The sequence below is a fragment of the uncultured Campylobacter sp. genome (assembly GCF_938039205.1).
GTDB lineage: Bacteria > Campylobacterota > Campylobacteria > Campylobacterales > Campylobacteraceae > Campylobacter_A.
Genome location: NZ_CALHVM010000062.1, coordinates 1 through 25,527, shown reverse-complemented (window position 1 = coordinate 25,527; position 25,527 = coordinate 1). Strand labels below are relative to the sequence as shown.

General features: G+C 45.2%; 28 protein-coding genes and 1 pseudogene. All 29 read right to left on the bottom strand.

The annotated features are described in order from the left end of the window. Positions 1–60: 60 nt before the first annotated feature. A complete protein-coding gene (locus tag Q0394_RS10835; RefSeq protein WP_298947603.1) occupies positions 61–309 on the bottom strand; it encodes a hypothetical protein in 249 nt (82 codons plus the stop codon). 114 nt (positions 310–423) lie between these two features. Further along, the gene (locus Q0394_RS10830; RefSeq protein WP_298947601.1) at positions 424–1,305 is read right to left on the bottom strand and encodes an EamA family transporter; all 882 of its coding nucleotides are present in this window, start codon (positions 1,303–1,305) and stop codon (positions 424–426) included. A 154-nt stretch (positions 1,306–1,459) separates the two neighbouring features. After that, positions 1,460–3,724 carry a TonB-dependent receptor gene (locus tag Q0394_RS10825; protein WP_298947598.1) on the bottom strand — a complete coding sequence of 755 codons (2,265 nt, stop codon included), beginning with the start codon at positions 3,722–3,724 and terminating at the stop codon, positions 1,460–1,462. Between the two features lie 206 nt (positions 3,725–3,930). Beyond that, positions 3,931–4,794, bottom strand: coding sequence for a TonB family protein (locus Q0394_RS10820; protein WP_298947596.1), 864 nt, complete (start codon positions 4,792–4,794; stop codon positions 3,931–3,933). Then, positions 4,794–5,186, bottom strand: a complete 393-nt coding sequence (locus Q0394_RS10815) for a biopolymer transporter ExbD (protein WP_002950784.1) — start codon at positions 5,184–5,186, stop codon at positions 4,794–4,796. Before Q0394_RS10815 ends, Q0394_RS10820 begins: the two co-directional genes overlap by 1 nt. Beyond that, positions 5,179–6,006 (bottom strand): MotA/TolQ/ExbB proton channel family protein, encoded by an 828-nt coding sequence (locus Q0394_RS10810; protein WP_298947594.1) that lies wholly within the window; start codon positions 6,004–6,006, stop codon positions 5,179–5,181. Before Q0394_RS10810 ends, Q0394_RS10815 begins: the two co-directional genes overlap by 8 nt. Before the next feature lie 9 nt (positions 6,007–6,015). Further along, the gene (locus tag Q0394_RS10805; protein WP_298947592.1) at positions 6,016–6,840 is read right to left on the bottom strand and encodes a ChaN family lipoprotein; all 825 of its coding nucleotides are present in this window, start codon (positions 6,838–6,840) and stop codon (positions 6,016–6,018) included. A gap of 83 nt (positions 6,841–6,923) precedes the next feature. Then, positions 6,924–7,577 carry a thiamine phosphate synthase gene (locus Q0394_RS10800; protein ID WP_298947590.1) on the bottom strand — a complete coding sequence of 218 codons (654 nt, stop codon included), beginning with the start codon at positions 7,575–7,577 and terminating at the stop codon, positions 6,924–6,926. A 48-nt stretch (positions 7,578–7,625) separates the two neighbouring features. After that, positions 7,626–8,717, bottom strand: a complete 1,092-nt coding sequence (thiH, locus tag Q0394_RS10795; RefSeq protein ID WP_298947605.1) for a 2-iminoacetate synthase ThiH — start codon at positions 8,715–8,717, stop codon at positions 7,626–7,628. A 285-nt stretch (positions 8,718–9,002) separates the two neighbouring features. Next, entirely contained in the window at positions 9,003–9,779 is a 777-nt protein-coding gene (locus Q0394_RS10790) for a thiazole synthase (protein WP_298947588.1), read from the bottom strand. 1 nt (position 9,780) lies between these two features. Continuing rightward, on the bottom strand, positions 9,781–9,975 hold the full coding sequence (gene thiS / locus Q0394_RS10785) for a sulfur carrier protein ThiS (RefSeq protein ID WP_298058539.1): 195 nt from the start codon (positions 9,973–9,975) through the stop codon (positions 9,781–9,783). 88 nt (positions 9,976–10,063) lie between these two features. After that, positions 10,064–12,295, bottom strand: a complete 2,232-nt coding sequence (locus Q0394_RS10780; protein ID WP_298947585.1) for a hypothetical protein — start codon at positions 12,293–12,295, stop codon at positions 10,064–10,066. Continuing rightward, positions 12,292–12,813: an outer membrane lipoprotein carrier protein LolA gene (locus Q0394_RS10775; RefSeq protein WP_122873606.1), complete on the bottom strand. Its 522-nt coding sequence runs from the start codon at positions 12,811–12,813 to the stop codon at positions 12,292–12,294. Before Q0394_RS10775 ends, Q0394_RS10780 begins: the two co-directional genes overlap by 4 nt. Then, positions 12,788–13,219: a thioesterase family protein gene (locus Q0394_RS10770; protein WP_298947583.1), complete on the bottom strand. Its 432-nt coding sequence runs from the start codon at positions 13,217–13,219 to the stop codon at positions 12,788–12,790. The genes Q0394_RS10775 and Q0394_RS10770 overlap by 26 nt, the downstream gene beginning before the upstream one ends. Position 13,220: 1 nt before the next feature. Then, positions 13,221–14,918, bottom strand: coding sequence for a glycosyltransferase family 2 protein (locus Q0394_RS10765; RefSeq protein WP_298947581.1), 1,698 nt, complete (start codon positions 14,916–14,918; stop codon positions 13,221–13,223). Continuing rightward, on the bottom strand, positions 14,915–16,591 hold the full coding sequence (locus tag Q0394_RS10760) for an AMP-binding protein (RefSeq protein ID WP_298947579.1): 1,677 nt from the start codon (positions 16,589–16,591) through the stop codon (positions 14,915–14,917). The genes Q0394_RS10765 and Q0394_RS10760 overlap by 4 nt, the downstream gene beginning before the upstream one ends. Continuing rightward, positions 16,581–17,117, bottom strand: a complete 537-nt coding sequence (locus tag Q0394_RS10755) for a DNA gyrase subunit B (protein ID WP_298947577.1) — start codon at positions 17,115–17,117, stop codon at positions 16,581–16,583. The genes Q0394_RS10760 and Q0394_RS10755 overlap by 11 nt, the downstream gene beginning before the upstream one ends. Further along, on the bottom strand, positions 17,101–17,352 hold the full coding sequence (locus Q0394_RS10750; protein WP_298947575.1) for an acyl carrier protein: 252 nt from the start codon (positions 17,350–17,352) through the stop codon (positions 17,101–17,103). The genes Q0394_RS10755 and Q0394_RS10750 overlap by 17 nt, the downstream gene beginning before the upstream one ends. A 2-nt stretch (positions 17,353–17,354) precedes the next feature. Next, the gene (locus Q0394_RS10745) at positions 17,355–17,612 is read right to left on the bottom strand and encodes a phosphopantetheine-binding protein (RefSeq protein ID WP_002945599.1); all 258 of its coding nucleotides are present in this window, start codon (positions 17,610–17,612) and stop codon (positions 17,355–17,357) included. Then, positions 17,609–18,361 (bottom strand): lysophospholipid acyltransferase family protein, encoded by a 753-nt coding sequence (locus Q0394_RS10740; RefSeq protein WP_298947573.1) that lies wholly within the window; start codon positions 18,359–18,361, stop codon positions 17,609–17,611. The genes Q0394_RS10745 and Q0394_RS10740 overlap by 4 nt, the downstream gene beginning before the upstream one ends. Next, positions 18,339–19,019 (bottom strand): beta-ketoacyl synthase chain length factor, encoded by a 681-nt coding sequence (locus Q0394_RS10735; RefSeq protein WP_298790461.1) that lies wholly within the window; start codon positions 19,017–19,019, stop codon positions 18,339–18,341. The genes Q0394_RS10740 and Q0394_RS10735 overlap by 23 nt, the downstream gene beginning before the upstream one ends. 15 nt (positions 19,020–19,034) lie before the next feature. Continuing rightward, a complete protein-coding gene (locus Q0394_RS10730; protein WP_298947571.1) occupies positions 19,035–19,454 on the bottom strand; it encodes an excinuclease ABC subunit A in 420 nt (139 codons plus the stop codon). A gap of 9 nt (positions 19,455–19,463) precedes the next feature. After that, complete coding sequence (locus Q0394_RS10725) at positions 19,464–19,916, bottom strand: hypothetical protein (RefSeq protein WP_298947570.1); 453 nt, start codon at positions 19,914–19,916, stop codon at positions 19,464–19,466. A 16-nt stretch (positions 19,917–19,932) separates the two neighbouring features. Further along, complete coding sequence (locus Q0394_RS10720; protein ID WP_298947568.1) at positions 19,933–21,174, bottom strand: beta-ketoacyl-ACP synthase; 1,242 nt, start codon at positions 21,172–21,174, stop codon at positions 19,933–19,935. Next, complete coding sequence (gene fabG, locus Q0394_RS10715; RefSeq protein WP_298947567.1) at positions 21,174–21,887, bottom strand: 3-oxoacyl-ACP reductase FabG; 714 nt, start codon at positions 21,885–21,887, stop codon at positions 21,174–21,176. The genes Q0394_RS10720 and fabG overlap by 1 nt, the downstream gene beginning before the upstream one ends. Then, positions 21,880–22,320, bottom strand: coding sequence for a thioester dehydrase (locus tag Q0394_RS10710; RefSeq protein WP_298947565.1), 441 nt, complete (start codon positions 22,318–22,320; stop codon positions 21,880–21,882). Before Q0394_RS10710 ends, fabG begins: the two co-directional genes overlap by 8 nt. Further along, positions 22,317–23,483 (bottom strand): beta-ketoacyl synthase N-terminal-like domain-containing protein, encoded by a 1,167-nt coding sequence (locus Q0394_RS10705; protein WP_298947563.1) that lies wholly within the window; start codon positions 23,481–23,483, stop codon positions 22,317–22,319. The genes Q0394_RS10710 and Q0394_RS10705 overlap by 4 nt, the downstream gene beginning before the upstream one ends. Then, a complete protein-coding gene (locus Q0394_RS10700; protein WP_298947561.1) occupies positions 23,470–23,865 on the bottom strand; it encodes a hypothetical protein in 396 nt (131 codons plus the stop codon). The genes Q0394_RS10705 and Q0394_RS10700 overlap by 14 nt, the downstream gene beginning before the upstream one ends. Before the next feature lie 930 nt (positions 23,866–24,795). Beyond that, positions 24,796–25,026 (bottom strand): annotated as a pseudogene (locus Q0394_RS10695) (helix-hairpin-helix domain-containing protein); the annotation flags it as partial. Positions 25,027–25,527 lie beyond the last annotated feature (501 nt).

Below are 25,527 nucleotides of genomic sequence, written 5' to 3'. Positions count from 1 at the left end.
CGTATTTGCAGGGAAATTTAGCCAATTGGTTGGATCTATCAAAGGAAAACCGCTTCTATTCTATTCGACTATTTCTCTTTCTCCAGCATAATATGCTCTGATAGCGGGCTTTTCATAGATGTTTATCTTAGCATATTTAAAATCATAATAAGCCATAATTGCTTTAAGCACGACAATATCCCCGAAAAACACCATAAACCAAGCAAAAAGCCAAAGTAGCTTGCGTTTGCCTTTGGGGGCGATTAAAGCGACAAAGAAGCTTACGATTAGAAAAATGAGTGCGATTAGAAGTGCTGCGGCGTCGTGCATATCTGATCCTTTTTAAAACTCAAATTTAAAATACCCACTGCCGTCAAGTAAAGCGGCGATGTTTGGTCTCGCCGCTAGTTTTAAATTTTAGCTAAATTTGGCTTCAAATTTAGATTATTTTGCCGCTACGCTTACTCGCTCGTAGTGTGCGATGATTTTATTGTGAATGAGTAGCGAGATATAAATTACCGCACCGCCAAGGCATAGTCTTAGTATGTCCGCGTCTTTATGCCAAAATACTAAATTTACGATGATAGCAGCAGGTATGAGGGCGTTATTCATGATAGCTAGGGTTCCGCTATCTACCTCGCATGCGCCCTTGTTCCATAAAAAGTATCCAAGACCGCTAGCTCCGATGCCAAGCCACAGCAGCACGGCGCCTTGGGTTAGGTCTAGGTTGATTTTTTCAGGATTGCCAAACATGGCAAAGGCTATGCCCGTAACCGCCGCGGCTCCGACGAAAAAGTAGCCAAAAACACCTCTTTGTTCGTTAAAATCACGCTTTTCTAACAAAAATTTATACGCGCTCTGTCCAACGCCAAAGCATAAATTCGCCCCCTGTACGAGCAAAAATCCGTGCCAAAAGTCGCTATTTACGCTGCCGTACTTGATGATGAGCGCGCCCAAAACCGCCGTGCCCACGCTAAAGAGATACAGCAGCCTAAGCCTGCCTGCGAGCACGTCATAAACCACGCTCACGTAAAACGGCGTAAATATCGTAAAGAGCGCAACCTCAGCGACGCTAAGGTATGCAAACGAGTTGTAGTAAAAGATATACATTGCGCCGATCTGCACCGCGCCGATCGCGGCTACTTTGGCGTATAGAGCGAGGTTTTGCGCGGCAAAATCCTTAATCATAAAGGGCAAAAATACGCCAAGCGCAAGAACGACGCGCGAAAACGCGGCAAAGTAGCTATCCACTCGCCCCGCCAAAAACTCGCCGATGAGGCTAAAGCTAAACGCCCAAAGCACCGTAACAAAGATCAATTTTTTCACGTATTCTCCATTTTGAGTTAATTTTCGTCTGAAATAGTAGCAAAATAGGCTTAAATTTATATGCGGTCAAATTTAGCAAAAAAAGATTATGTAAGTCAATTTTAGAGCAGAAACCAAGAGCGCCGCTTTTATCGCAGCGACTCGGTCGTTAAATTTAATATCTATACTCAAAACTCCCCAGTATCGTCCTACCCCTGGCAGCGTTGTTAAAGATAGTGATGTCGTCGTTAAATACGTCGCTGGAGTAAGATGAGTTATAAGTATAAAGCGCGTCCATGTAGTTTTTGTCGAATACGTTTTGCACTTCAAATTTAAAGGTTAAATTTTTAATCGGCTCGAAGGTGAGGTAAAAATCGAAAATAGTTGGGATTTTTGGCAGTTCTTGTGTATTGATAATCTTAAATCTCGGATCATTTTCGTCAAAAGCACCCCAGTTAAATTTAGGATTTATCCTTTTTGCCTTACCAGTAATTTTGGCTATAGAACCAAGAACTAACTTTTCATTAAAAAGCCTAGTTCCAACGTCTATCGTAGCGTAATATTTCGGCAGTTCGCTAAACTGCGTAGTTCCACTAGCAGGTCCGTTTGTCCAGTCTAGCGCGAAACTATCTGAGGGCTGATAGGAAGATTTTTGACGAGTGTATGAGGCTTTGGCGTAAAATACGTCCATATCGTATAAAAACTCGAGCTCAAAGCCTTTTAAGGTGGCTTTGTCATTTAATCTAGCCAAAAACATCGTAACGTCGCCGCTAGCATTTGTGTAGCCGATTATCCTATCGTAGATAAAATTTTTTATTTTAGTATTGTAGTAAGCGGCTTTAAGCCCAAAAACGTCGTCGTCCGAAAAAATACCGTGCTTGTGGCTATTAAAGCCGATCTGATAGGTTTTTGCGGTTTCTGGTTTTAGCCCAGTGTTTATATCTTCATAAACCGTGCCCGACGAGAAGAGCTCCTGCACGTTTAGCGGCCTAGTCGTCCTTTCGTAGCTGATAAACGGCGAAAACAACTCGTCAATCTTGGCTGAAGCCATGAGAGAATAGTTTAAATCGGTATCTTTTCTTTTAAAGTCTCCAGCCTCTTGTGGAGAGCAGTAAGGATTACCTGCTAAGCATTTGCCTTTTATACCGCTCGTTTTCCAATTTACGAGATTTAAATTTGCATCGAAGGTAAAAATGTCGTACTCAAGCGAATTATCTAAATAATAATTAAATATCTTTTGCTTACCGTCTGGTATAGGATACGACGTCCTAAGCGTAGAGTACGCCTCGTCTCCAGTAACGCGTTTATATTCGTTATTTAGGGCATTTATGCCTAGTTTTGAGCTAAATTTAAGCTTATCTGTTATATCAAACAAAAAGGTATTGCTAAGATCAAAAACCAGAGAACTATTTTTAAATTTCATCCCCTTTTCAAGATCCGCCCACGCCAGTCTTGCTTTTTTATCGTAAATTTGTCTGGTTTTATTATAAGATAAGAGCAAATTTATATCGATCAGGTCAGAATACGGATCAAAACGATAATCAAGCTGATAGTTGTCGCTGGTTATATCTCTTTTAGCTAGATAGTTGCTATATCTCCTATATGCCAAAATAGCTTTGTTTATCTCACTATCGTATTCCAGCTTAAAAAGATAGCTTTTTGGACGTTGCTCCAGTGAGTCGGTATCTAACGCCGTAGGCAAATCAGGCACGCCGTCTCCGTCGATGTCTTTATCATTGTCTTTTATTTTGCCGCCGCCGCCTATCTTATAGTCTTGCGAGATTTTTTTACCGCTATACCCAAAAAGTACGCCTAGGCTTTGTCCGCCGTCAAATTCTTTTTTCGCCGCGACACTACCCATATAGCTTGGCCCCACGCCGTTTGAGCCATAGCTATATCTACCTAAAAAGCCAAAAATATGGTCGTCAGTTATAACGTCATTTACGCCTATGGTTCTAAAATTCGCACTTCCCATAAGTCCGTTTTGAGCACCGCTAAAACTTCCTCTCTCGATGTCTATACCTACTAGGAAATTTTGATCTATGAGTGCTCCAAAGGCTGAAGTACCAATGTTGCCGGTAAAGTTATGAACCCCACCCGTATCGCTCGACGTACCGTAATAAGTCTGCGTAACTCCGTCTATCATCGTGTTTACGCGCCCAAGCCCTGTAAGCCCGCGGATATTTACGGACACGCTGCCCTGGGATTGGTCTATTTGCGTATAGCTGCCTGGCAAGCTTCTAACTACGGAGTCTATACTTTGATTTTCGCTTCTAATATCCTCTCGCGAACTAACGGCTCCAGGCGTTGAAAACGCTTTTTCGCTATTTTTGACCTCAGTAGCCGAGACTTCCAAGGTACTAAAATCGACGTCTTTTGCATCAGCGCTCGCTAAACAAATAGCCAATATGCAAGCTATGTTAAAATTAAACCCATTCATGATGCTTCCTTCTAGATTATTTTGTTTTATGCGTGGATGTCAGGCGGCTTAAATTTGAAAGCGTCAATAACTTCTATGACTATATGGTAAGCCGTATCAAAATCATTATCTTGTCATTTAAGAATTGTATCACCGTATATATAAATTTTTACTTATACCGGTTATCTTTAATTAACTCTTTTTAAACTATGGCACGATAGATAAATTTATTTTTTTGAGGCTTTATATTTTTTTATATTAAATTCGATTGGAAAATTTAACGTCAGATCGCGATCTGAGCCCATCATTTCACTAGGAGGTGACGGCAGAGGTGAAGCGCGGCTAAAAAGCTCTGTTGCTTCGTTGTTTAAAATCTCAAATTTGCTCCCTTTAGTCAATAAAACGCTTAGCACTTCGCCGTTAGCTGCTATTTTTACTCTTACGTAAACGACACCTTCAAATCCACTTAAAAGAGCATTGCTCGGGTATTTTTTGTGCTCGTTTAAGTGCGACACAACCATACCTTGCCAACTTTTTTTATCCGCGCCGGAACCTGCAAAACTGCCGACTATCCTAGTTCCGCTACCACTAACGGGCGCTGAAGCTACGTTATCCTTGGCTACGGAGTTTATATCCGAGTCCAAATTTGAAACTTTTTGTGTATCTTCATTGCTTTTTTTATTTGTTTCCTCGGCGATTTTAACGGATTTTTTTACTATTTTCTTCGGTTTTATTTTAGGTTTTATTTTTTTTGGTGCTTCCTGTTTTTTTACGACTTCAATTTGAGATTTTACCTCCTCTAACGAGGCTATCTCTGGCTTTTCCTCTTCTTTGGCCTCTGTTTCTTCTTCAAGTTGTGGTGTGGAGGATTTTTGAGAATTTACGGCAACCTCTTTGAAATCGCCTATCGATAGATCTGAAATTATTATAATTGACTCGATTTGGTCATTTTTTATCGGATAATCAAAGCCACCGAAATTTTGCTCCAAATTTATAGCCTTGCCACCATTTGCAATAAAAACAAAAAGCGCCGCATGCAACGCTGAAGCAAGAATAAAAGCAAATACCCAAGCAAGACGTGGGATTTTCATCAGTTTACAACCTTTGTCGAAAAGGCTATTTTGGTATATCCGGCTATCTTCACTCGCTCGACAGCATTGATCAAAATCTCATAAGGCACGCTTTTATCGACGTGAAAATACACTATCGCCTCATAGTTGCGTCCGCTTTTTATATCCAGCGCCTGCGCGATATTCTCCGCTAAAACGGCTTGACTGCCCAAATAAATTTCGAATTTATCGTTTATGCTTAAGATTATAGGCTTATTTACGTCCTCTTTTTGTTTGGCAACAGATTTTGGCAGCTCGACTTTCACAGAGCTGGTTACTATGGGCGTAACTACCATAAATATAATCAAAAGTACAAGCATAACGTCGATAAAAGGCGTTACGTTTATCTCGCTTAGCTCTTCTTCGCTATTCATTTTCCGCAGCCAGTCTATCAAATATCAAATAAATTTGAGAACTAAGCAGCCCTAAACGAGCATTAAATTTAACGCTACACCGCACCAGATAGTTATAAACCAAAACCGCTGGTATCGCGGCTACAAGCCCAAGAGCTGTGGCAAAAAGCGCCTCTGCAATACCAGGAGCCACTACGCTTAGGCTGGCGTTGTTGCTGTTTGCTATACCCACAAAGCTGTTCATTATGCCCCAAACCGTCCCAAAAAGCCCGACAAAAGGTGCAGACGAGCCGATGCTAGCGAGCACTCCAACCCACCCTCTCATCACGTTCGCGAGAGACGATTTTTTAAGATCAAACCTTTGTTTTACTCGCAATTTCATATTTGCGTCAAATTTGATGCTTTTTTTGCTCTCATCCTCAAGTTCTCTTATAAAATCCACTGCAAAGCTCTTTTTCTTTAACTTTAAAACCCGCCAATCAGACGCGTCTTTTACAGTGTTTTCGTCAGATTTGAGTCTACAAAATGCCAGCTTAAACTGGATAAATTTGACGATAAAAATCGTCCACGTAATGACGGAAAATAAAATCAAAACGCATATAACAATCTTTACGACTATATGTGCGTTCTTAAAAAGCGAAATAAATGACAAATCTATGCTTGGCGCCTGAGAATTTGAGGCGATGCCGGTCAAATTTTGCTCTCCGCCAAATTTCAAGCCAGCTTGAGATAAATTTACATCAAACGCTACTTGGCTATCGCTCGATTTTTTAAATTCGCTTACGTTATTTTCACCAAACAACAAACAAAAAGAAAAAATAATCACTAAAATTTTAGCCATCTCGTACCTTCATTTAAATTTCCATAGATAATCAGCCTCTTTAGCACTCGTGTCATCGCCATCAAAGCCTAAAAACAAAGTTTTAAATTTCTTTTTCGTTTTAAAATCCATAAGATGAAGCGGCACCCCTATGTCCTTTTGGACGTGATACCTCCCAGCTATAAGCAAAGCAAAATTTGCAGATTTATTTACGACGTCGGCCATCCTACGATCTTTGTACTGCTGAGCCTGGACAAGCTTCTGTATATCCTGCTTATTTACGCCTCCGTGCGCTCCGCGGACGATTTTCACGATAGCTTCTTGAACGCTTTTGGATGTGGAAAATTTACCAGATATAGGCTGGGCGCCGGTAAATATCAGCTTTATTTCGTCTTCGCTTAAATTTGCGCACTTGATGTTAGCGCTATAAAATGCTGCTTCTAGCACTCCTTTGTAATGCTTTAACTCCCACATTTTATCATTCCATTTTATAGCTTTTATCAACTCGCCCGGACGAGTTTTTTTATCCAAGCCATCTGCATATTTTTGCTTATCACCTCCAAGCATCTCAAAAGCGACGTCTATGTTTTTATTTTTTGAAAGCGCTTTGATGAGTAAAATTTCTGCCAAATGGTGGTCAAAGTCATCGTGTAGCTCGCCCACCAGTAAAATATCAGCATCTAACACCTCGACAATAAAGTCGTCAAAATCCATCGTTTTATTTGTACTTAGATTGACGATTTTAGCCGTAGCCTTGATATTATCTAGCCTTTGTGGGGTGACTTCATATTTGCCGCTACACCCAACCAAAAATAGAGCAAAGATAAGAAAAATAACAATTTTTAAAGTATTCATTTTTATTCCTATTATCAGTTATTTTAGATAATGACTATAGTATAAAATTTGTTATTAAAGTAGTATTAATCAAAATTAAAAAATTAACCCAAAAATCCCCGCATCATATAGGCTCCTGCCGCGCCTGCATCCTTGATCTTGTCTAAATTTTCAAAATTTATCCCGCCGATAGCGTAGGTTTTTATGCTTAAATTTTCGCAAATTTCACGTAAAAATTTAAGCCCCCTGCCTCGCTCTAGCGCGTGAGAAGGTGTATCAAAAATATGCCCCACCACTACATAATCAGCGCCTCGTTCCTGCGCCGCTAGAGCCTGGTCTAAAGAGTGAACCGAAACGCTGATCTTGAAATTTTGCGTTAAATTTGACGCGCAAATGCCGCCGTATCCCCCTTTATACGAGCCGGCGCCATCAAATTTAACCAAATCTCTCAAATTTGTAGCCCGCTTGACACTCGCAGCCGCAAATTTAGCAAAAGGCAGATGCAGCTCGCTCACGCCAAGCCTGCTTGCGGTGTTTGCATAAGTATGCAAAATAAGCTGCGTACCAGAGCCGCACTCCGCGATGATCTCAAGCGTTTTGCGGGCTAAATTTTCGTATTCATCCTCGGACAGATCGCTTTCTCTCAGCAAAATTTTATCCGCCTTGCCGCTTTGCGCTACTCGCCTAACGTCAGCGAAAAAATCCTCGCTCAAGCGGCGGTTCGTAACCCAAACGAGCTCAAATTTACTAAAACCCATCGCCCTTACTCCAAAAGCCAAATTTTACGCCCGCAAAAACGCAAAGTCCTAAACGTAAATATGCTCGCTCATCACGGGCTGCAAATTTAGCCCCCGCACGGCGAGCAGTATCTCCTCGACCGAGCGCGCGTCGCTGATCTCAAACTGCTCGTCGCCCTTTTTGGCCTTATCCGAGTGCGTCCCCACGCCCGTGCTAACGCCGGCTGAGATTTTATTCGCGGCGACTGCGATGATGCCGTCTCGAAAGCGCGCCGACTCACGCGTGGAGATCGTGATATTTGCATACGGCAAAAAGAGGCGATACGCGCAGATAACCTGAAGCAGCGCCCTCTCATCGACGTCCCTCGGGCCGACGTGAGCCTTGTTTATCGCGGGGCGCAGGCGCGGGCAAGATAACGCGATCTCAGCGTGCGGGTACTTTTGCTGGATGAGATGCGCGTGCAGCGCGGTGGCTAGCGCGTCTTTTCTAAAGTCGTCAAGCCCCAAAAGCGCGGCAAATCCGACGCTGCGCATGCCGCCCATGAGAGCGCGCTCCTGAGCATGGAAGCGGTAGGCAAACGAGCGCTTGACGCCGCCTAGGTGAAATTTCGCATACGTCGCCGGGTCGTAAGTCTCCTGAAAAACCACGACGTAGTCCGCGCCGCAACTGTGCAAAAACGCGTATTCGTCGGCGTTTAGCGGATATATCTCGACGCCTACGTTGCTAAAAAGTCTAGACGCCTGCTTGCATACCTCGCCGATGTAGCCCAAGTCGCTTTTTTTCGCGCTTTCGCCAGTTAGGATGAGCACGTCTTTTAGTCCGCTTTTTGCGATATTAGCTAGCTCCGTCGCCGCCTCGTCCGCCTTTAGCCGCACGCGCGAGATCTTATTTTTCGAGCTAAAGCCGCAGTAGACGCAGTCGCTATCGCAAAAATTTGAGATATAAAGCGGCGTAAAAAACTGCACCGAGTTGCCAAACTGTCTGCGCGTCCTATCTCGCGCCGCCTGTGCCATCTCGTCTAAAAATGCGCTAGCAGCCGGGCTTAGAAGCGCTTTTAGGCCGTCTACGCTTAGATTTTCCTCGTTTAGAGCGCGCCTAACGTCTGTGGCGTCAAATTTCGCGTAGTCGTAGCTTTCGCGCGCCGCTAGCACCCGCTGCATCAGCGTTTCGTCTATGCGCTGCGCACCGTCGGCATACTCCATCACGTCTATATTTTTCAAATATTTCTCCGTTTTTCGTCTAAATTTCGGGCGTTAAATTTGATCGTTTTTAAAGGCTAGGAGCCGTAAATTTTACGCGCACAAACCCGCGCCTTTTCGGCGCTAAATTTAAAACCGCACGAAATCGTCAAATTTAAAATTCGCAGGATTTAACGAGGCAATTTTCATCCTCGCACGACTCAAATTTGACGCCGTTTTTTCATGCCGTCAAATTTAAAGCTAAATTTACTCCAAAAATCCCGTCAGCGGACTCGAAGCCCGAGCGCTTTCGCTCACATTGCCAAGCCCCGATAGATACGCCAGTCTGCCCGCCTGAATCGCTAGCGCAAATGCTTGCGCCATCGTTTTTACGTCGCCGGCAGTCGCGATAGCGGTGTTTGCCATCACGGCCGCGCAGCCCATCTGCATCGCCTCGCACGCCTGCGCCGGAGTGCCGATACCCGCATCCACGATCACGGGCAGGTCTATCTCGGCGAGTAAAATTTTGATAAATTCGCGCGTGCAAAGGCCTTTGTTCGTTCCGATCGGAGCGCCAAGCGGCATCACGCACGCAGCTCCCGCAGAGGCTAGATCGCGCGCTACGTTTAGGTCGGGGTACATATAGGGCATCACGACGAAGCCCATGTTTGCGAGCTTTTCGGTCGCTTTTATCGTCTCGTAGTTATCGGGCAGCAGGTATTTGCTATCTCTGATGACCTCGACCTTCACGAGATCGCCGCAGCCCGCCTCTCGCGCTAGCTTTGCGATACGCACGCACTCATCGGCGTTCCTAGCGCCCGAGGTGTTTGGCAGTAGCGTCACGCCCTTTGGGATAAAGTCTAAAATATTTTCGATCCCGCCCTCGTTCACGCGGCGAAGCGCCAGCGTCACGATCTGCGCACCCGCCTCGTGTACCGCGGCCTCCAAAAGAGGCAATGAAAATTTACCCGATCCCAGTATAAAGCGCGAGCTAAATTTATGCCCGCCAAGCTCTAAAATATCGTTATTTTCATCATTTTTCATCTCAGCCTCCGCCTACAAAATGCACTATCTCGGCCGAGTCGCCGTCTCTTAGCGCCGTATCAAATTTATCTTTGGGCAAGATTTCGCCGTTTAGCTCGACTGCGATACGCTCAGGCTTTAGACCCTTTGCGGCGAGGAGTTCGGCTACTGTTTTGCCGATAAATTCGCTCTCATCTTTGCCGTTTATTTTTAGCATTTTCTTTCCGTTTTATTAAATTTAGCGCGCCCGTTTGGTTCAAATTTCGCGCTGCGTAAGCTCGCGATTATACCTCTTTTTGCTAAATTTAAGCCAAATTTTTCATCGCGAGCGTGCAGGCGGCAAGCCCGTAAAATACGACGCAAAGGCTAACGGCTAGCCCAAAAACGCTAACTGCGGGCGTCTGGCTAAAACTAAGCGCGAAAAACGAGATAAAGCTCGTGATAAACGCGGCAAATATCCCAAAAACTCGCTCCTGCCGCGACAAGTCGTCGTTTAGCGCAAAAATGAGATAATCGATCCCGACCGCGCTTGCCAAAATGAGCCCGAAAATCGCAAAAATATTTACGCGAACGCCAAGCGCCGTAAAGCCGCAAAGCACGACCAGCACGCCAAGCGCGATGACGCTCATAACTAAAAGCGATCGCGCCGCCCCAAAAAACGCCCATAAAAGCGCAAACGCAAGCAAAAACGCGCCGCCTTTTAGCACCGCGGCCCATGCTTTAGCCTCGGTCAAATTTTGATTTAGCGCGCCTGCGAAATCCACGCTAAAAGCGCCGTTTGCTTTTAAAATTTCATCCGTTTTCGCGCCGCTTGCAAGCCCCTCGGCATATACCGCACTGCTGTTTGGGTTCGGTAAAAATCGCGTCAAATTTTTCGCCGCGTCAAATTCTAAAATCTCGCTAACGCCGATAGTTTGCGCGTTTGCGATCTTTTCTAACTCGGATTTTACCAGCTCGCTAGGCAAGCCAAACTGAGCGTAAATTTTAAATATTTCCTCTTCCTGCGCGGCTTCTTTAAAGATATTTTTTACATTTTCCTGCTCGGCGCGGCTTAGGATAAATTTAGAAATCGAGGCGTAGTCTTTGACGAGATTTGCCTGCTTTAGCTCTCGCATCAGCCGCTTTTCATCGCCGACTTGGTCTTCGCCGCCCTTTAGCACGATGACGGAGTTTTGCGGCGCGGCGCCCGTTATCTCGCTGATCTTTTTAGACTGCTCCAGTAGCTGCGCGGGCGAGCTTGCGTAGTCTTTGATCTGCTCGGGCGTGCTTAAGCTTTTAAAATTTAACGCCAAAATTCCCGCGCAAAGCGCAAACGCGGCGAATAAAATTTTTAAATTTATCGCTCCCGCCGCGCGCTCGCAAAGTCCCGCAAATTTATCAAAAAACCTTGAAAAAACGGCGCTTTGCGAAAATGTCGCGCCCTCAAATATAAAAGGCAGGCAAAAATATGTAAATAAAAACGCCCCAAGCAGCGTAAATAGCGAAAATATCGCAGTTTGGCGCAGCAGCTCAAGCGACGAAAAGGCAAAAACGCCGTATCCGCTCATCGTGATGCAAAGCCCGAGCAAGAAAATTTTAAGCATCGGACGCACGCTTGCGGCTGCCACGGGCGCGTTTTGATTTTTACCCAGCCAGTGCAGCGCAAAATCAAACATCAGCCCAACCAGGCTCGTACCGATAACCACGACTATGACGCTAAGGCTCTCGTAGATCAAAAGCGAAGCCGCAAGCCCGCACGCAAAGCCGAAAACAGCGACGAAAACGACGCAAAAAATGCGCAAATTTTTAAACGCTAGCAGCAAAAAAATAGCGCAAAGGCTAAGCGAAACCGCGCTCATAGCGGCGCTTTCTTTGTCGCCGCCCTTTTTTCCGTAGGCTCCGTATAGCGCGCCGCAGCTAGCGTAAGCCTGAACTCCGTCCTGCGCCGCTAGCTCGCGTATGTTTTCATAAAATTTGATCAAATTTTGCGGTTCGTAGCCGGGTTTAAGGCGCGCTTTTACGAGGTAAAATTTACCGCCCTTGTGTGCCGCTTCTAGCATCAAATTTGACAAATTTAGGCTGATTTTTGAGCTCTCTAGGCTCATGTGCGAGCTTAGAGCGAAAAAATCGTCCTTCGCGTTAAGCGGCTTAAAGGCGAATTGATTAAATAAATTTTGCGCGCTTTGTTTAAAAAATTCGTTTTTGTCTTTTACCAAAAGCTCATAGGTTTGCTCGTTTAAAAGCGCGATTTTTAAGTCATTTAGCTGAGTTAGATACGAGGTTAAATTTACATCCTGCTTTGCGCGGTACTCCTCAAAAACTCCGCTTTGCTCGGCTAAAATTTCGCTTTTTTCTAAAAACTCAGGCGAATTTGAAACCAGCAAAAACTCGTTTGAAGCGCTATCAAGCATCGCTTTTAATGCGGTTTGCTCGGTAGAGTTTTCAAAATTTACGAGAGAAAAAATATCCGCGTTTATCTTTTTCGCGTTTGCAAAACAAACGGCGAGCGCGGCTAAAAACGCCGCTAAAAAGATAAAAAAACGCGCGTATTTTCTCATTTTACGTTGTAAAAATCATTTACCGTTTTATCGCCGCTAACCTCGTTTAGCACGATCTTGCGGACAAATTTATCGCCTCCTACTAAGATTCGCGTAAAGATTTGCTTTAGCAGCAGATTTTTGGGCGTCAGCTCGATCTTCCAGTTGTTTTTATCGCCTGAGATTTTAAAGATAAATTCTTTCTCAAGCTCGTCTTTATCGAGCTTTATGATAGATAAAAAGAGCTTTTTATCAAAATTTTGATCGATTTTTATGAGCTGATTGCCGCTTTTTTGAAAGATACCGCGCTCGTTTATGACGATGCTCACGGCGATCGGGCTTAGCGTGTCGTAGAGCAGCTCGCTTTGACTGAGTTCAAATTTACCGTAGCTTTTAAACTCCACGTTAAAACCGCTCAAAAACTTCGTCTGCGCGAAGTCGCCGCTGATATTTTGCGTTTTGATTTGAGATTTTATCTCGTTAAAATCAAGCCCCATCAGGCTCGCCGCCAAACTAAAAATTATTGCTATTTTTTTCATTTATATACCTTTTTATTGCATTTTGTAGCTCTTGCGGGATTTCAAAGCACGTCTGCATCGCGCGCATATCAACAGCCGCCTGCGAGCTCGCGCCCGTGCACAGCGTCTCGCCGCTTTTAGCACTTTTTACGATGTAGCCGATCTTTAGAAAGCACTCGCACTCCTTTAGCGTCGCCTCTACCTCGATCTCATCGCCGAAAAACACGGGCTTAATATATTTTGCTTCGATTTTTACGATCGGATAGGCGTAACCGTCCGCCCTCATCGCCTCGTAGTCGTAGCCTATCTCCTCTAGCAGCGCGCATCTAGCCGTCTCGAAATACTTCACGTAGTTGCCGTGCCACACGACGTTCATGCTATCCACATCGTAAAACTGCGCCTTTAGCGCGACCGATTTTGATATCATCTCATCTCCAAAAATCAAAAAAATTAAACCACTGCGTAGGCGTTTGCTTGCAGCGATTTTCCAGCTCGCGGACGTAAATTTGTAGATACTGGCGCGCTGAGGCGGCCTTATCTCGCCCTAGCTTTACGGCGCTTGCTAACGGCACTAGCTCGATCCTAAATTTGCCATCAATCTTTTGGCACCACAGCGAGCTTATCTTTACGCCCAAGATCCCCGCGATCAGGTACGGACCGTAGTTAAAGCTCGCCTCCTTGCCTAGAAATTTCACCAGCGCGGCCTTATCGCCGCCAAGAGGAGTTCTATCGCCCATTATGCCGATGTGCTCGCCGTTTTCGACGATATTTTTTAGCTCCAACATCGCAGCAACGTCGAGCTCATTGACCAGCATCATACGCACGCTGCCGTCGTTTTGGCTGATGCGCTTTAGCACCTCGTTAAACTCGCGCGAGTTTTTGTCGTAAACCAAAATCACCATCCTAAAGCCATCGACCCGCGCGCCCAGAGCCTTGCAAATTTCGACGTTTCCAAGGTGCGCTGTGAGCAAAATTTGCCCCTTTTGCGCGCCGATCAGCTCGCTTTTGATACGCTCTAGATCAATGATTTCTAGCTCGCTATCCTTGATCTTGCCCTTCCAGACTCTAAATTTATCGCAAATAGCGACGCCAAATGCCTCAAAATGGCTAAAAACGCTCGTGCCTTTTAGCGTCTGCGAGCCGGCAAAAACGCTTAAATTTCGCCTAAACTCGGCGATATTTTTGCGCTCGTTTTTTGAAAATATATAATAAAACCAAACCACGATTTTAACGATAACCTTTAGCGCAAACTCAGGCAAAATTTGCGACAAAAATAGGCTAAGCCTCAAAAAAAACGCGCCTCCTCTTTCCTGCTTTTTCCACCAGAGATTTTGTTCGGCGTTTTCTTGAGGTTCTACGGAAATTTGAGTGCTTGTCACGTTTTTCTCGCTCGAATTTAGCTCGCACGCTCGCCAAATTTTACTCAGCATAAATTTAGGCAGAGAAAAAAAGCATTTTGCGTGCATGAGGCTGATTAGCGCGTTATCGCGCAACATCTTAAAGTGCGATACGCCGCCCTTTTCGTAGCGCACGTAGGTATCGATCCAGCGCATATCTACGCCCTGTCTAGCGGCATTTACGAGGATTTCGATGTCAAATTCCATCCTATTGGTCTTGCTTTTTGCCGCCGCTTTTTTAAGCTGCTCTAAAGGATAGACGCGAAAGCCGCACATAGCGTCTTTGATGCCAAGGCTTAGCGTATTTATCGCGACCCAAAAATTCGTGATTTTCCTACCGTGGACGCGGGATTTTGGCGCATCATCGCCGTAGATAGGATTTGCGCAGACGATGCTTTGCGGGTGCGCCTCGCTCTCGCGCAAAAACTCGCCAATGAGTGCCGCGTCGTGCTGAAAATCGGCGTCGATTTGCAGAACGTGGCTAAAACCGCGCTCCAGCGCAAATTTAAACCCGTCCTTCATCGCGATGCCCTTGCCGCCGTTTTGCGCGCGCGTGAGCAGCAAGATCCCCTCCGTTCGCTCAAGCTCTGCCAAAATTTGCTTGCTCGCCTCGTCCGAGCCGTCATCCACGACGATAACGGGCAGGTCGTATGTTTTTAGCGCGGCGATCAGGGCTTTGATATTTTGCGGATGGTTGTAAAACGGCACCAAAAATGCAAATTTATTCAAAGCGCGGCCCTTCCCGTCGAGCACTTTTCGCCGTTGCAAAACAGCTCAAAATAAAGCTTGCCGACGCGTTTTTCAAAACAAATTCGAAGCAAATCGCCCGGTCTAACAAACTTCATAAATTTTAGATTTTCTACAGTATTAAGACCATCAACGTCGATACCTACGCCACTAGCTAGCTCAAAGACGTAATCAAGCTGCATAAATCCCGGCAGCAGCGGTAAATTTGGAAAATGGCTCTCGAAAATCTCAAGCCCCGCGTGCATGATAGCGCTAAAATCGTACTTTTGCGCGCCGTCAAGCCGCTCGCCGCCCTTGTCAAATTTAACGCTGTTATCGTTTGTGCCACAGCTTAAACCGCTCTCTAAATTTTGGCCGTTTTGGCAAATTTGACCGCCGCAAATTTCGCCCGCTTCGTTTACCGCCCCGCCGCTCCAGACGGGTTTGGGGCTAGCAAATAGCGCATTTTCAAATTCGCTTTTTTCAAATTTGTCCTGCTGATTTCGCGGCATTTTTTCCACGATTTTAAAGTATCGGACGCTGTTTTTAAACTCGAGCTTCAAAAGCTCTTTTAGCTCGGCTACTACGCCTTTTTTGCCGATTTTTCTAAATTTTTTAAGCCCTTCGCCGTTTAGCTCCAAAAGCGCGGCGATGCGTTTAAATTTCGGATGCGGCGCGCAGTAGCAGTCCGCGAGCAAGCCGCTTTCTAGCAGCTTTGCCTCGATGCTCTCTAGGCTCACGCGCTTGTCGTTTAGCTTGACGATGCGGTCTATCCTACCTTGTAGCGCGAGGCGGCCCTCGTCGATGCTGGCCGCGTCGTTAGTCTGAAAAAACTCACACCAAGGCGAGCTCACGTTTAGCGCGCCCCTATCGTCCAGTCCCGCGTTCACCGCGCCAAATAGCCTAAGCCCGTCGCCGCAGTCTTTTGCCACTATGCCCGTTTCCGTGCTACCGTAGATCTCGATAATACGCGCGTCGCAGATTTGGCCTAGCTCGCTTCTTAGCTCCTTTTTTAGCGGCGAACCAGCACTTACGATCCCGCTTAAGCCTTTTAGCGCGCTTGCGGCGGGACTTTGAGCCAGAGTTCTAAGTAGCACCGGACTAGCGATAAATACGTGATTTGCAAGGTCTAAACCCAAAATCGCCTCTGGATAGTTTAGCTCGTCCGCGATGACGCGCGCACCCAGCACCAGAGGCAAAAAAACCTTAAACGTAAGCCCAAACATGTGCCTATGCGAAACGCTCGAAAAAAAGGTATTTCGCTCGCTAAAACTTAGCTCGGCGGCTAAATACTCACTCTCTTTTATCATCTGCGCGAGCGTTTTTTCTATCATCTTGCTTTTGCCGCTAGAGCCCGAAGTTTGCAGGTAAAATTTAGCCTGCGAATCAAATTTGAGTCCGTTTGCGGGCTTGCTTGCAAGAAAATTTGAAAAATTTTCGTCGTTTACGACGGTTAAATTTGGCTCATAAACCGGCTTTGCCAGCACGTAAGGCGCAGCGCCCGCTAAAAGCGAGCCGAAAAACGCGGCGTAAAATTTAAACGCGTCGTCAATGTAAATTTGCAGCTCTTTTATGCCGTTTTTTTCTAAAAACGCGGCAAATCTAAGACACGCGTCAAAGACGTCGCTAGAGTCGTCCGTAAATCTAAAATTTTTTAAATTTTCCTCAAAGCTCATTATTTTTTATAAATCTCTTTCTAAACAAAATTTCCCCGAAAAACAGCGCCCCCATCAGCGCGTAAGATACCGCGCCGCTATAAACGCTCCAGTAAAATTTATCCTCTATCAAGGCTAGCGCAAGCGAGAGGGTGGCGTTAAAAACAAAAAATGTGCACCAAATTTTGGTCAAATTTCGCGTATAAACCACGCCTTTTTCGTCTAAATCAGGCTCTTTTAGCTTTGCGATTTTGGTGATGACGGCTTCGTTTTTTAGGCTAAAAGCAAAAAACGCCAAAAACGCCAAACTCACCAAAACAGGGTAAAGATACGCTAAAAATCCGCCCCTAAAAATCATACAAACTATAAAAAAAACGGCGGCAAGGGTGCTAAGCTTTCTCTCAAAGCCGCTTGAATACGCCGCGCGCGCTATCCACAGCACAGCCAGCACCCAAACGACCCAAAAAGCAAAATCGCCCGCGAAAAATAGCGCGAACGGGTAGATGACGCTAACTACGCTTAGGGCGATTTTAAGCTTGCTCGTCAAATTTTTTAGCCACCGCGTTTACGATGTCTTCGAGCGTTTTTACGTTTTTAAAGTCTTCAGGCATCAATCGGTGGCCCGTTTTGCGCTTGATGTGATCTATAAGATCGATCGCGTCGATGCTATCTATCTGAAGATCCTCATAAATGCGCGTTTGCGGCGTGATTTTGGCCTCGTCGATCTCAAAAAGCTGCATGAGCGCGGACTTTAAAATTTCAAAAATTTCTTCTTTTTTCATCGTTATTTCCTGTTTTCAAAGATGTATTGCGCGAGGCTTTTTACGCTGTAAAAAATCTCTTTTAAATTTGCGGTTTTAGAGTCCAAAACCAGGCCGTAGTTTTTTTGCACCGCAAGGCCAAGCTCAAGCGCATCGACGCTATCAAGCCCTAGCCCCTCGTTAAAAAGCGGCGCGTTCTCGTCGATATCGCTTGGTTTCATATCCTCTAAATTTAAGCTCTTTATGATGAGCTCTTTTATCTCATCTATTAGTTCGTTCATCGTTTAAACTCCTTTATATAATTTTCGCTGATAAAAGCGTGCAACTCTCTAGCTCTGATCGGGTTTGGTCTATCCGCGCAAAATCCGTCCAAATTTAGCCTAAAAAGCTCTTTGAACTCGTATTTTATCATAACGCTCGGGGTTTTGTACCAAGGCTCGTTTTTTTTGAGGCTGGGCGGGTCCATTTTAATAGCTATGGCGACTAGCTGTTTTGCCGCATTTACCGCGATATAGGCGGCTGCTTTATGAAAAACTATCTCGCCCGCCGTGCGCGTACCCTCGGGAAATATTATCAAGCTCTCGCCGCTTTTTAGTGCGTCCGCGCTTTTTTGCAAGAGCTCCTCGTTAGCGGTATTTAGGATATATCCGCATGATTTTATCGCGGGAGCTAAGAAAATATTTTTACCAAGGCTTGCTTTTACCACGCAGTTTGCGCGGTGGATAAGCGCTATCAAAAAGACGACGTCTAAAAGCGAAGGGTGATTTGCGATGATTATCTGCGAGGTGGAGCCAAGCCCCAAAGGAAGGTCAAATTTGGTGCGCTGATAGCCACAAATTTGAGTAGAAAATATAAAAAATCTCCAAGCCAAACGCACCAAATCGCGGCAAAAATAACGGATAAATTTAAATTTATAAAGCCCAAGAAGCGCAACCGGAACAAAGATCAAATTTCCAAGCGCGCAAATGAGTCCAAATAGCGCGAAATTTGCCCCGACGATAAAAATTTTAAACCCGTGACGAGGGCTCATAATCCCACCGCCAAGCGGAGTTTTTATCCGCGCTTTGCCAAGAGCATTTTTGCTTCGGATCAAAATTTTGCAGGAATTTAACGAGCAAATTTTCATCCGTTTTGCCGCTAATTTCGCTTTGCGATAGGCTCAAATTTTCGCCCTCGCTAACTAGCAAACAAACCATACAAGAGGGCGCAGACTCGTCAAAATACTCCTGCGAAATGCTCTCGTGATAGGCTAAAACCAGAGCGTTTTTGGCTCCACTTTTTAGCATCAGATGCGCCTGCAGTAAAGCGTACTCTAACGGCGCGTATGCCGAAACGGCGGAGATTTCACTACGATTTTTAAAATTTATCGCTAAAAGTGAGGAAAGGGCGTTGTGCACCGAGAGCGAAAACGAGGTCGGCGAGATGAGCTCGCCGTGAGCTAGCGTATTTTGCAGCTCAAAACAGCGATTTATCTCGCCCTCATAAGAGCTAAACACGATAGGCATATCAAGTGGCGCGATGTTTTTGGTTAGATCAAAGGCGCACTTTGCCGCGCGGCTAAGCCTGCGCCGCTCAAGCGGGGACACATGCGAGACGTCAAGCTCCCTCTCGTATTCCGCTAGCCTCGCGTCCTGCACGCCGTTAAAAACGACTGCGTCAAAAAAATCGAGTTTAAAATTTAGCCTCATTCGCCCCTCTCGCCGTTATTTCGCGATATCGCCTTTTAGCGTTACGCCGGCCATCAAAGCGCCCGCACCGCACTGAAACTGCGTTTTGGAGTCAAAAGGCTGTTTTTTGTAGTAGCCGGTTAAATTTACCACCTTCGCGCCGCCTTCTTGCACCGCGCGCTCTTGGAAAGTCTTTATCGCCGACAAAAACGCCCACTGGCACGCCTCTTTGTCGCTTTTGTTAAAGGCGTTGGTTTTTTTGTTTGCCATTAGGCCGCTTTTGATGATGCCGCCTTTCGTGCCAGAGCCGAAGCTTAGCTTGATGTTTGGATTTAGCACCTCTTTTGCCTTTGGCGAGCTTAGCGCCTCCTCGATCGAAAAGCTAAGCACGTCGTCGCGCGCACTCAAATTTAGAGCCAAGGCGCAAACGCCCGCTAAAACCAGTAATTTTTTCATTTTTTCTCCTTATTTCAAATTTGCTTTCAACGCCACCGCAGTCGCCATATTTCCAACTACGCATTGAAATTTATCCTTGCTGTCTAGCAGCTTGTCTTTAAAATTTCCTTGTATGTTCACGACGCTGTTTTTGCCGGCATTTTTCGCCGCCGTTTGAAGATCGACCAAAACCTTGACAAATACGTATTCGCAAGACTCCTTATAGTTATCCTCGCGCGGGTCTTTTACCGCGTCGCCGAAACTATCTTCCTCGACCGCGCGGTATTTGTTGCTACGCCTTTGCGATTTTACGGGCTCTAGCTCCTCGTCCGTCTGTTTAGAAAACTGCAAGCTTATATCTTTTAGCAGATATTTCTTTGCAAATTTAGACTCCAGCGCGCTTGCGATATCGTGCTCGTAAAACTCGTCCTTTGCTGTCGTAAAAGAGTAAATCAAAAGCAAAACAGCCAAAATTCGTTTCATATTTTACCTTCAAATTTTAAATTCTTTTAAATATCAGCGATGTATTTACTCCGCCGAAAGCAAAGTTGTTGCTCATCACAAAGTCCGTATCTATCGCGGTTTGCTCGGTCAGGTAAAAAAGCGGCGCGCAGCTAGGATCGACGCGGGTCAAATTTATCGTAGGGAAAAATCTTTTCTCCCGCATCATCATCACGCTAAATATCGCCTCCAAACCGCCGCAAGCTCCCAGCGTATGACCGAGGTAGCTTTTTAGCGAGCTGATAGCGATCTTATCGCCAAAAAGCTCGTTTGTAGCGATACTCTCGGCGATGTCGCCGTGCTTAGTCGCCGTGGCGTGAGCATTTACGTAGCCGATCTTTCCCGGCGTTAAATTTGCGTCTTTTAAAGCTAAAACCATCGCGCCTTTCATCGTCGCGCTTTGCGGGCGCGTTACGTGCGAGCCGTCGCAGTTTGAGCCAAAGCCCACGACCTCGGCGTAAATTTTAGCTCCGCGTTTTACGGCGCTCTGCTCGCTTTCTAGCAAAAGTATCCCGGCACCCTCGCCCAGCACTAGCCCGTCGCGCTCCTCGTCAAAGGGGGTCGGCGAAATTTCAGGCGAGCCGTTTTTCACGCTAGTGGCGTAGAGCATGTCAAACACATATGCCTCGCTCGGGCACAGCTCCTCAGCGCCGCCTGCTAACATCATGTCGATCTTGCCGCTTTTGATACTCTCGTAGGCGTATCCGATCGCGTGCGAACCGCTCGTACATGCCGATGACGTCGGGATGATGCGCCCTTTTAGCGAGTAAAAAAGCGCGATATTTGCCGCCGTGGTGTGAGGCATCATCTTGATGTAGGTGTTGGCGTTACACTCGTTTTCGCCGCACTCTAGCAGCTTTGCCATCGCTAGTATCGACTCGGTGCTACCCGTAGACGAACCGCACGCGACCCCCAGTCTGCCCTCTTGTACGCTGGGATCAAGGCTCGCGGCGTCTAAATTTTCACCACGCATGAGCCCGGCGTCTCTTAGCGCCAGCCCCGCCGCCTCTACGCTATACATCGAAACAGTGCCCAGGCTTCTTAGCTGCTTGCGGTCCCACGAGCTAGGGCACTCGTAGCCCTCTATGGGTGCAGCTAGGCGGGTATTTAGGTCCTCATATCTATCCCACTGAGGCATATATCTCACGGCGTTTCGGCCGAGTTCAAATTTAGCCCTTATCTCCTCCCAGCTCTTACCAAAGGCGCTCACCATGCCCATACCCGTTACAAAAACTCGCATCAGCAAAGTCCTCCGTTTACGCCGATAACCTGCCTCGTTATGTAGGCTGCGCCCTCACTTAGTAAAAACTCGACTAAAGGCGCGACCTCGTCTGCTTTGCCTGCTCTTTTGGCTGGGATAGCCTTTAAAATCTCCTCGATCGGCAAGCCGCCGTCCGTCATATCAGTCTCGATGAGTCCGGGCGCGATACAGTTTACGGTGATATTTCGTGATGCTAGCTCGGCGGCTAGGGATTTTGCCGCGCCGATGAGACCAGCCTTACTTGCTGCGTAGTTGCTCTGTCCGCGATTGCCGATGACGCCCGAAACCGAGCTCATGACGACGATACGAGCAGGCTTCTTAGCGCGGATCATAGGCATAAGAGCGGGCTTTAGGACGTTATAGAAGCCGTTTAAATTCGTATCTACGACGCCAAACCAATCCTCGTCCTCGATGCCGACGAAGGTATTATCGCGCGTGATGCCGGCGTTTAGTACCACTGCGTAGTAAGCGCCGTTAGCCTCTATATCGGCCTCGATCGCTGCCTTTGCCGCCTGCGTATCTGCGACGTCAAATTTTAAAGCGCTCAAATTTAACTCGTTTTGTAAATTTAATAGCCGCTCGCTCGCGCTTTTGCCGTGCAGCACGACCTCGTATCCAACCGCCACTAGCCGCCTAGCTACCGCCTCGCCAATGCCGCGACTTGAGCCCGTTATCAGCACTCTTTTACTCATCCAGTATCCTTTTTACGTATTCCTCGTCCGGGCTTAGCACGTTTAGCGTCGCGCGCGCTCCAAGCTCGCCGTTTACGTAAAGCTCGCAGTCGTAAACGCCAAAACCGCTTGCGTCTTGTATCGAGCAGGCCGCATCGATGACGACTTCGTCTCCGATCTGTAAAAACGGCTTAAATATCTCAAATTTTCTACTGCCTAGCAAAAAACCCAGGCCAAATTTCATACCTTTTAGTTCGCGCATCTTTGAGTCGTAGATACCCAGCGACTGCGCCATCATCTCGACGGTTTTGTGCATGGCGAATTTGCCGTTTGAGAGAAATTTATTATCCTCTTTTATCAAGCTTTTGGTTCTTATGCGACCCTCTTCAAATTTAAGCACCTCGTCGATAAAAACGATCGCCGTACCGTGCGGGAGATAATCTCCAAGGCTCATTTTGCCCTCCCAAACACGATCGCTGCATTGTCTCCGCCAAATGCAAACGACAGCGACATGGCCGAATTTACGACCGCTCTTTGGCCGAATTTTACCAAATTTATCCCCTCTATCTCATCATCGTAAACGCCATCGTAAACATGCGGCGGCAGTGCGGTTTCGCCTCTAGCGCAAAGCATGGCGCAAAGCGCACTCTCGATGGCTCCCGCGGCTCCTAACGTGTGGCCGATCAGGGGCTTAACGGAGCTCGCAAAAACGCGCGGCATGAGCGAATGCACGATCTTTGCCTCGATTTTATCGTTTGCCTGCGTGCCGGTACCGTGTAAATTTACATAATCTACGCTGCTTAAATTTGCCGCCTGCAGCGCCTTTTGCACGCACTGCGTTTGCATCTGTCCGCTAAAATCAGGCTGCGTCATATGAAACGCGTCGCAGTTTGAGTGCTCGCCCGCGATAACGACGTTTGAGATTTCATCCCTGCTCGCCACGAAAAAGGCCGCGCCTTCGCCGATATTTATGCCGTCGCGATTTTTGGAAAACGGATTGGTTTCGCGCGCGCTCAGGATACCTAGGCTATCAAAGCCGTTTATCGTTAGCGTATTTAGGCTATCCACGCCGCCGCAGATCACCGCGTCGCAGATATCCGACTCCAGCAGCCTTTTTGCCGTTATGATCGCCTTGACGCCCGAGGTACAGGCGGTCGAGACGGAAAACGCAACCGAGCTAAGCCCATAAAAATCGGCGATAAATTCGGACGGATTGGCTAGAGAATTTCGGTTTATGCCAAATTTGGAAGCGTCGAAAAAACCGGTCGCGGCAAAATCCTTAAACGTTTCATAGTTTTCCTCCACGCCGCTAGTAGTCGTGCCCACGACTATGCCGACGCGGTTTTTGCCGTATTTTTTGATAGCGTCTCGCACGTCTTTATCTATTTGTAAAAGCGCGCTTAAAACTAGAGCGTTCGTCCGCGTTTGTAGGTGTTTTGGAGTGTTTTGGCTAAATTTAGCCAGCTGCGTGCCGACTTTGCCCAGGATAAAGCTTTTATCTGCCCTAAAGCCTTCGCAAACGCTCAAAAATCTCTTTTCTCCGCATAAATTTGCAAAATTTTCCTCTGCGTCGGCTCCGGCTGCGCTGATGATGGCTGGCTTGCTAACGTATATCAAGAGCTCTTACCTTAAAATTTTCGTTCTTTACTACTATGACAGCCTCTTTTTGATTTGATTTTATGGCACACAGAATCTTTACAAAAAGCTCGTTGTAGGCGCTATTTGGCGGTAAAAAGCCGATAGCTTCAAATTCGCCGTTTGGTCTCAAAACTCGCCTAGCCAGCGGAGTGCCCATAGAGTTTATCATCGTAAAATAATAGTCCTCTTTTTCGTGCGAAATATAGAGCAAATTTGAGCCGTTTTGGGAAATCACTTCAAACTCACGTTTATCAAAATTTACGATCTGTGGAACATCAAATTTAGCCTTTGCCGCGCATCCATACAGCACAAACGCCGCCATAAAAACAGATAAAAAATTTAAAACTTTTTTAAACCGCACTCTTTGGTTGCCTTATTAAATTTTGTTTGTTTTAGAATAATGAACAGATTATATCTTTTTAACCTTTAAAAACAATGCTTGACGCAAAATTTGGCGCACAAGATATGTTTTTAACAAAATTTGCTGATTTTTTGTTTATAAATTTACCTGACAAAATTTTAGTTAAAAAAGTGGAAATCTAAATTTGATAGCGATGTTTTGAAAATTTAGATATTTTGATTAAACACATAAACCCACGTGCAAAGCGTTGGTTTGCATTGCCAGTCATGACGCCATATTGGTATTTTAATATATTACCTTTACGACTACCTACAAGTAAATAGCGCTTGTAAAATTTTGTTCATTATTGCTAAATAGCATTTGCCAATAGCAATTAGCTACTAATATCTTAAGTTATTTTGATATAGAATTAATTTTGGATTTTGTCGCAGTATAGATACCACAGCTTGAGCCGATTTGGTTAATTGTAAGATGTTGATGTAATTAGCAAGAGTATTTTGAGTAAACCCTTTCTGATCATTTATCAAAAAGGGTTTACTCAGCTTAATTTTGGGCTCAAATTTGAGCCGCAATAACATAGAATTATTCTGATTTTTTCTTTGTAGGTTTTTTAGCTTCGACTTCCTTAACTCCACTTTCTTCAACTTTTTTCTTTGAAGATTTTGCCTTAGTCTTAACGTCATCAATATCTTTTTCTATTTTATCTTCGCCGGATTTTACTTTATTTGTGATGTTTTTAGAAGCCTTTTCTTCTATGTCAGTTTTAGATTTATCCATATCTTTTACAGGTGCAGCTACTTTGTCTTCTACATCTTTTGTTTTTTTAGCGACTTCTTTTTTGCCCTGTTTTACTTTGTCGGTCACATCATTGACTTCTTTTGCCTTTTTGGATAGTTTATCGCTTGTAGGCATTACGCTCGTACCACTCGTAGAAATATCGCCTTTTAAATTTTCAAAAGTCTTATCGCCGATACCGTTTACGTTTTTAATATCCTCTATACTTTCAAATTTATTTGTTTTTCTATATTCAATAATAGCATCTGCTTTTGCTGAACCAATGCCGTTTAAACTCATAAGCTCCTCTTTTGTAGCGGTATTTAAATTTATAGCGGCAAATACCATCGAAGCGCATGCCAACATTAACAACACAAATTTGTTCATAGTTTTTCCTTTTTAAAAAATTATTTCATATTCTACCAAAAAATAATTATAAGATTATTAAAAAATATTATTAATATAAACCAGTGCTGCAAATGTATTTAAGCAAATCAACTTCTAAATGAAAATCTAAAAATAAAGCTTAACGTTTAGTATAACTAAGAGTTACAAAAAAACGTGGTGTGAACAAAATACATTACAATCTCACCATTTTCTCCTAAAAATACTTGAATAAAGTTTAATTGCTGCTTGAGTACAATTTAAGACGCTTGCTAAAATTTTCACTTACTTCAATCTTTGGTAGGCATGCCTTATAGTATAAATGGGGCGTAGAGCCAGGATTGTACTGGTTTATATAAATCGATCAAACCAAGCAAACCAATCAAATGGAATAAAGGACAAAATTAAAACCAAATTTCCCTATTAGCCAAAGCAATAAATTCATAAAGCCAAAAACAAATTTGTAAAAAAATACAACAGATTACAAGGTAACCAAACCAAAGA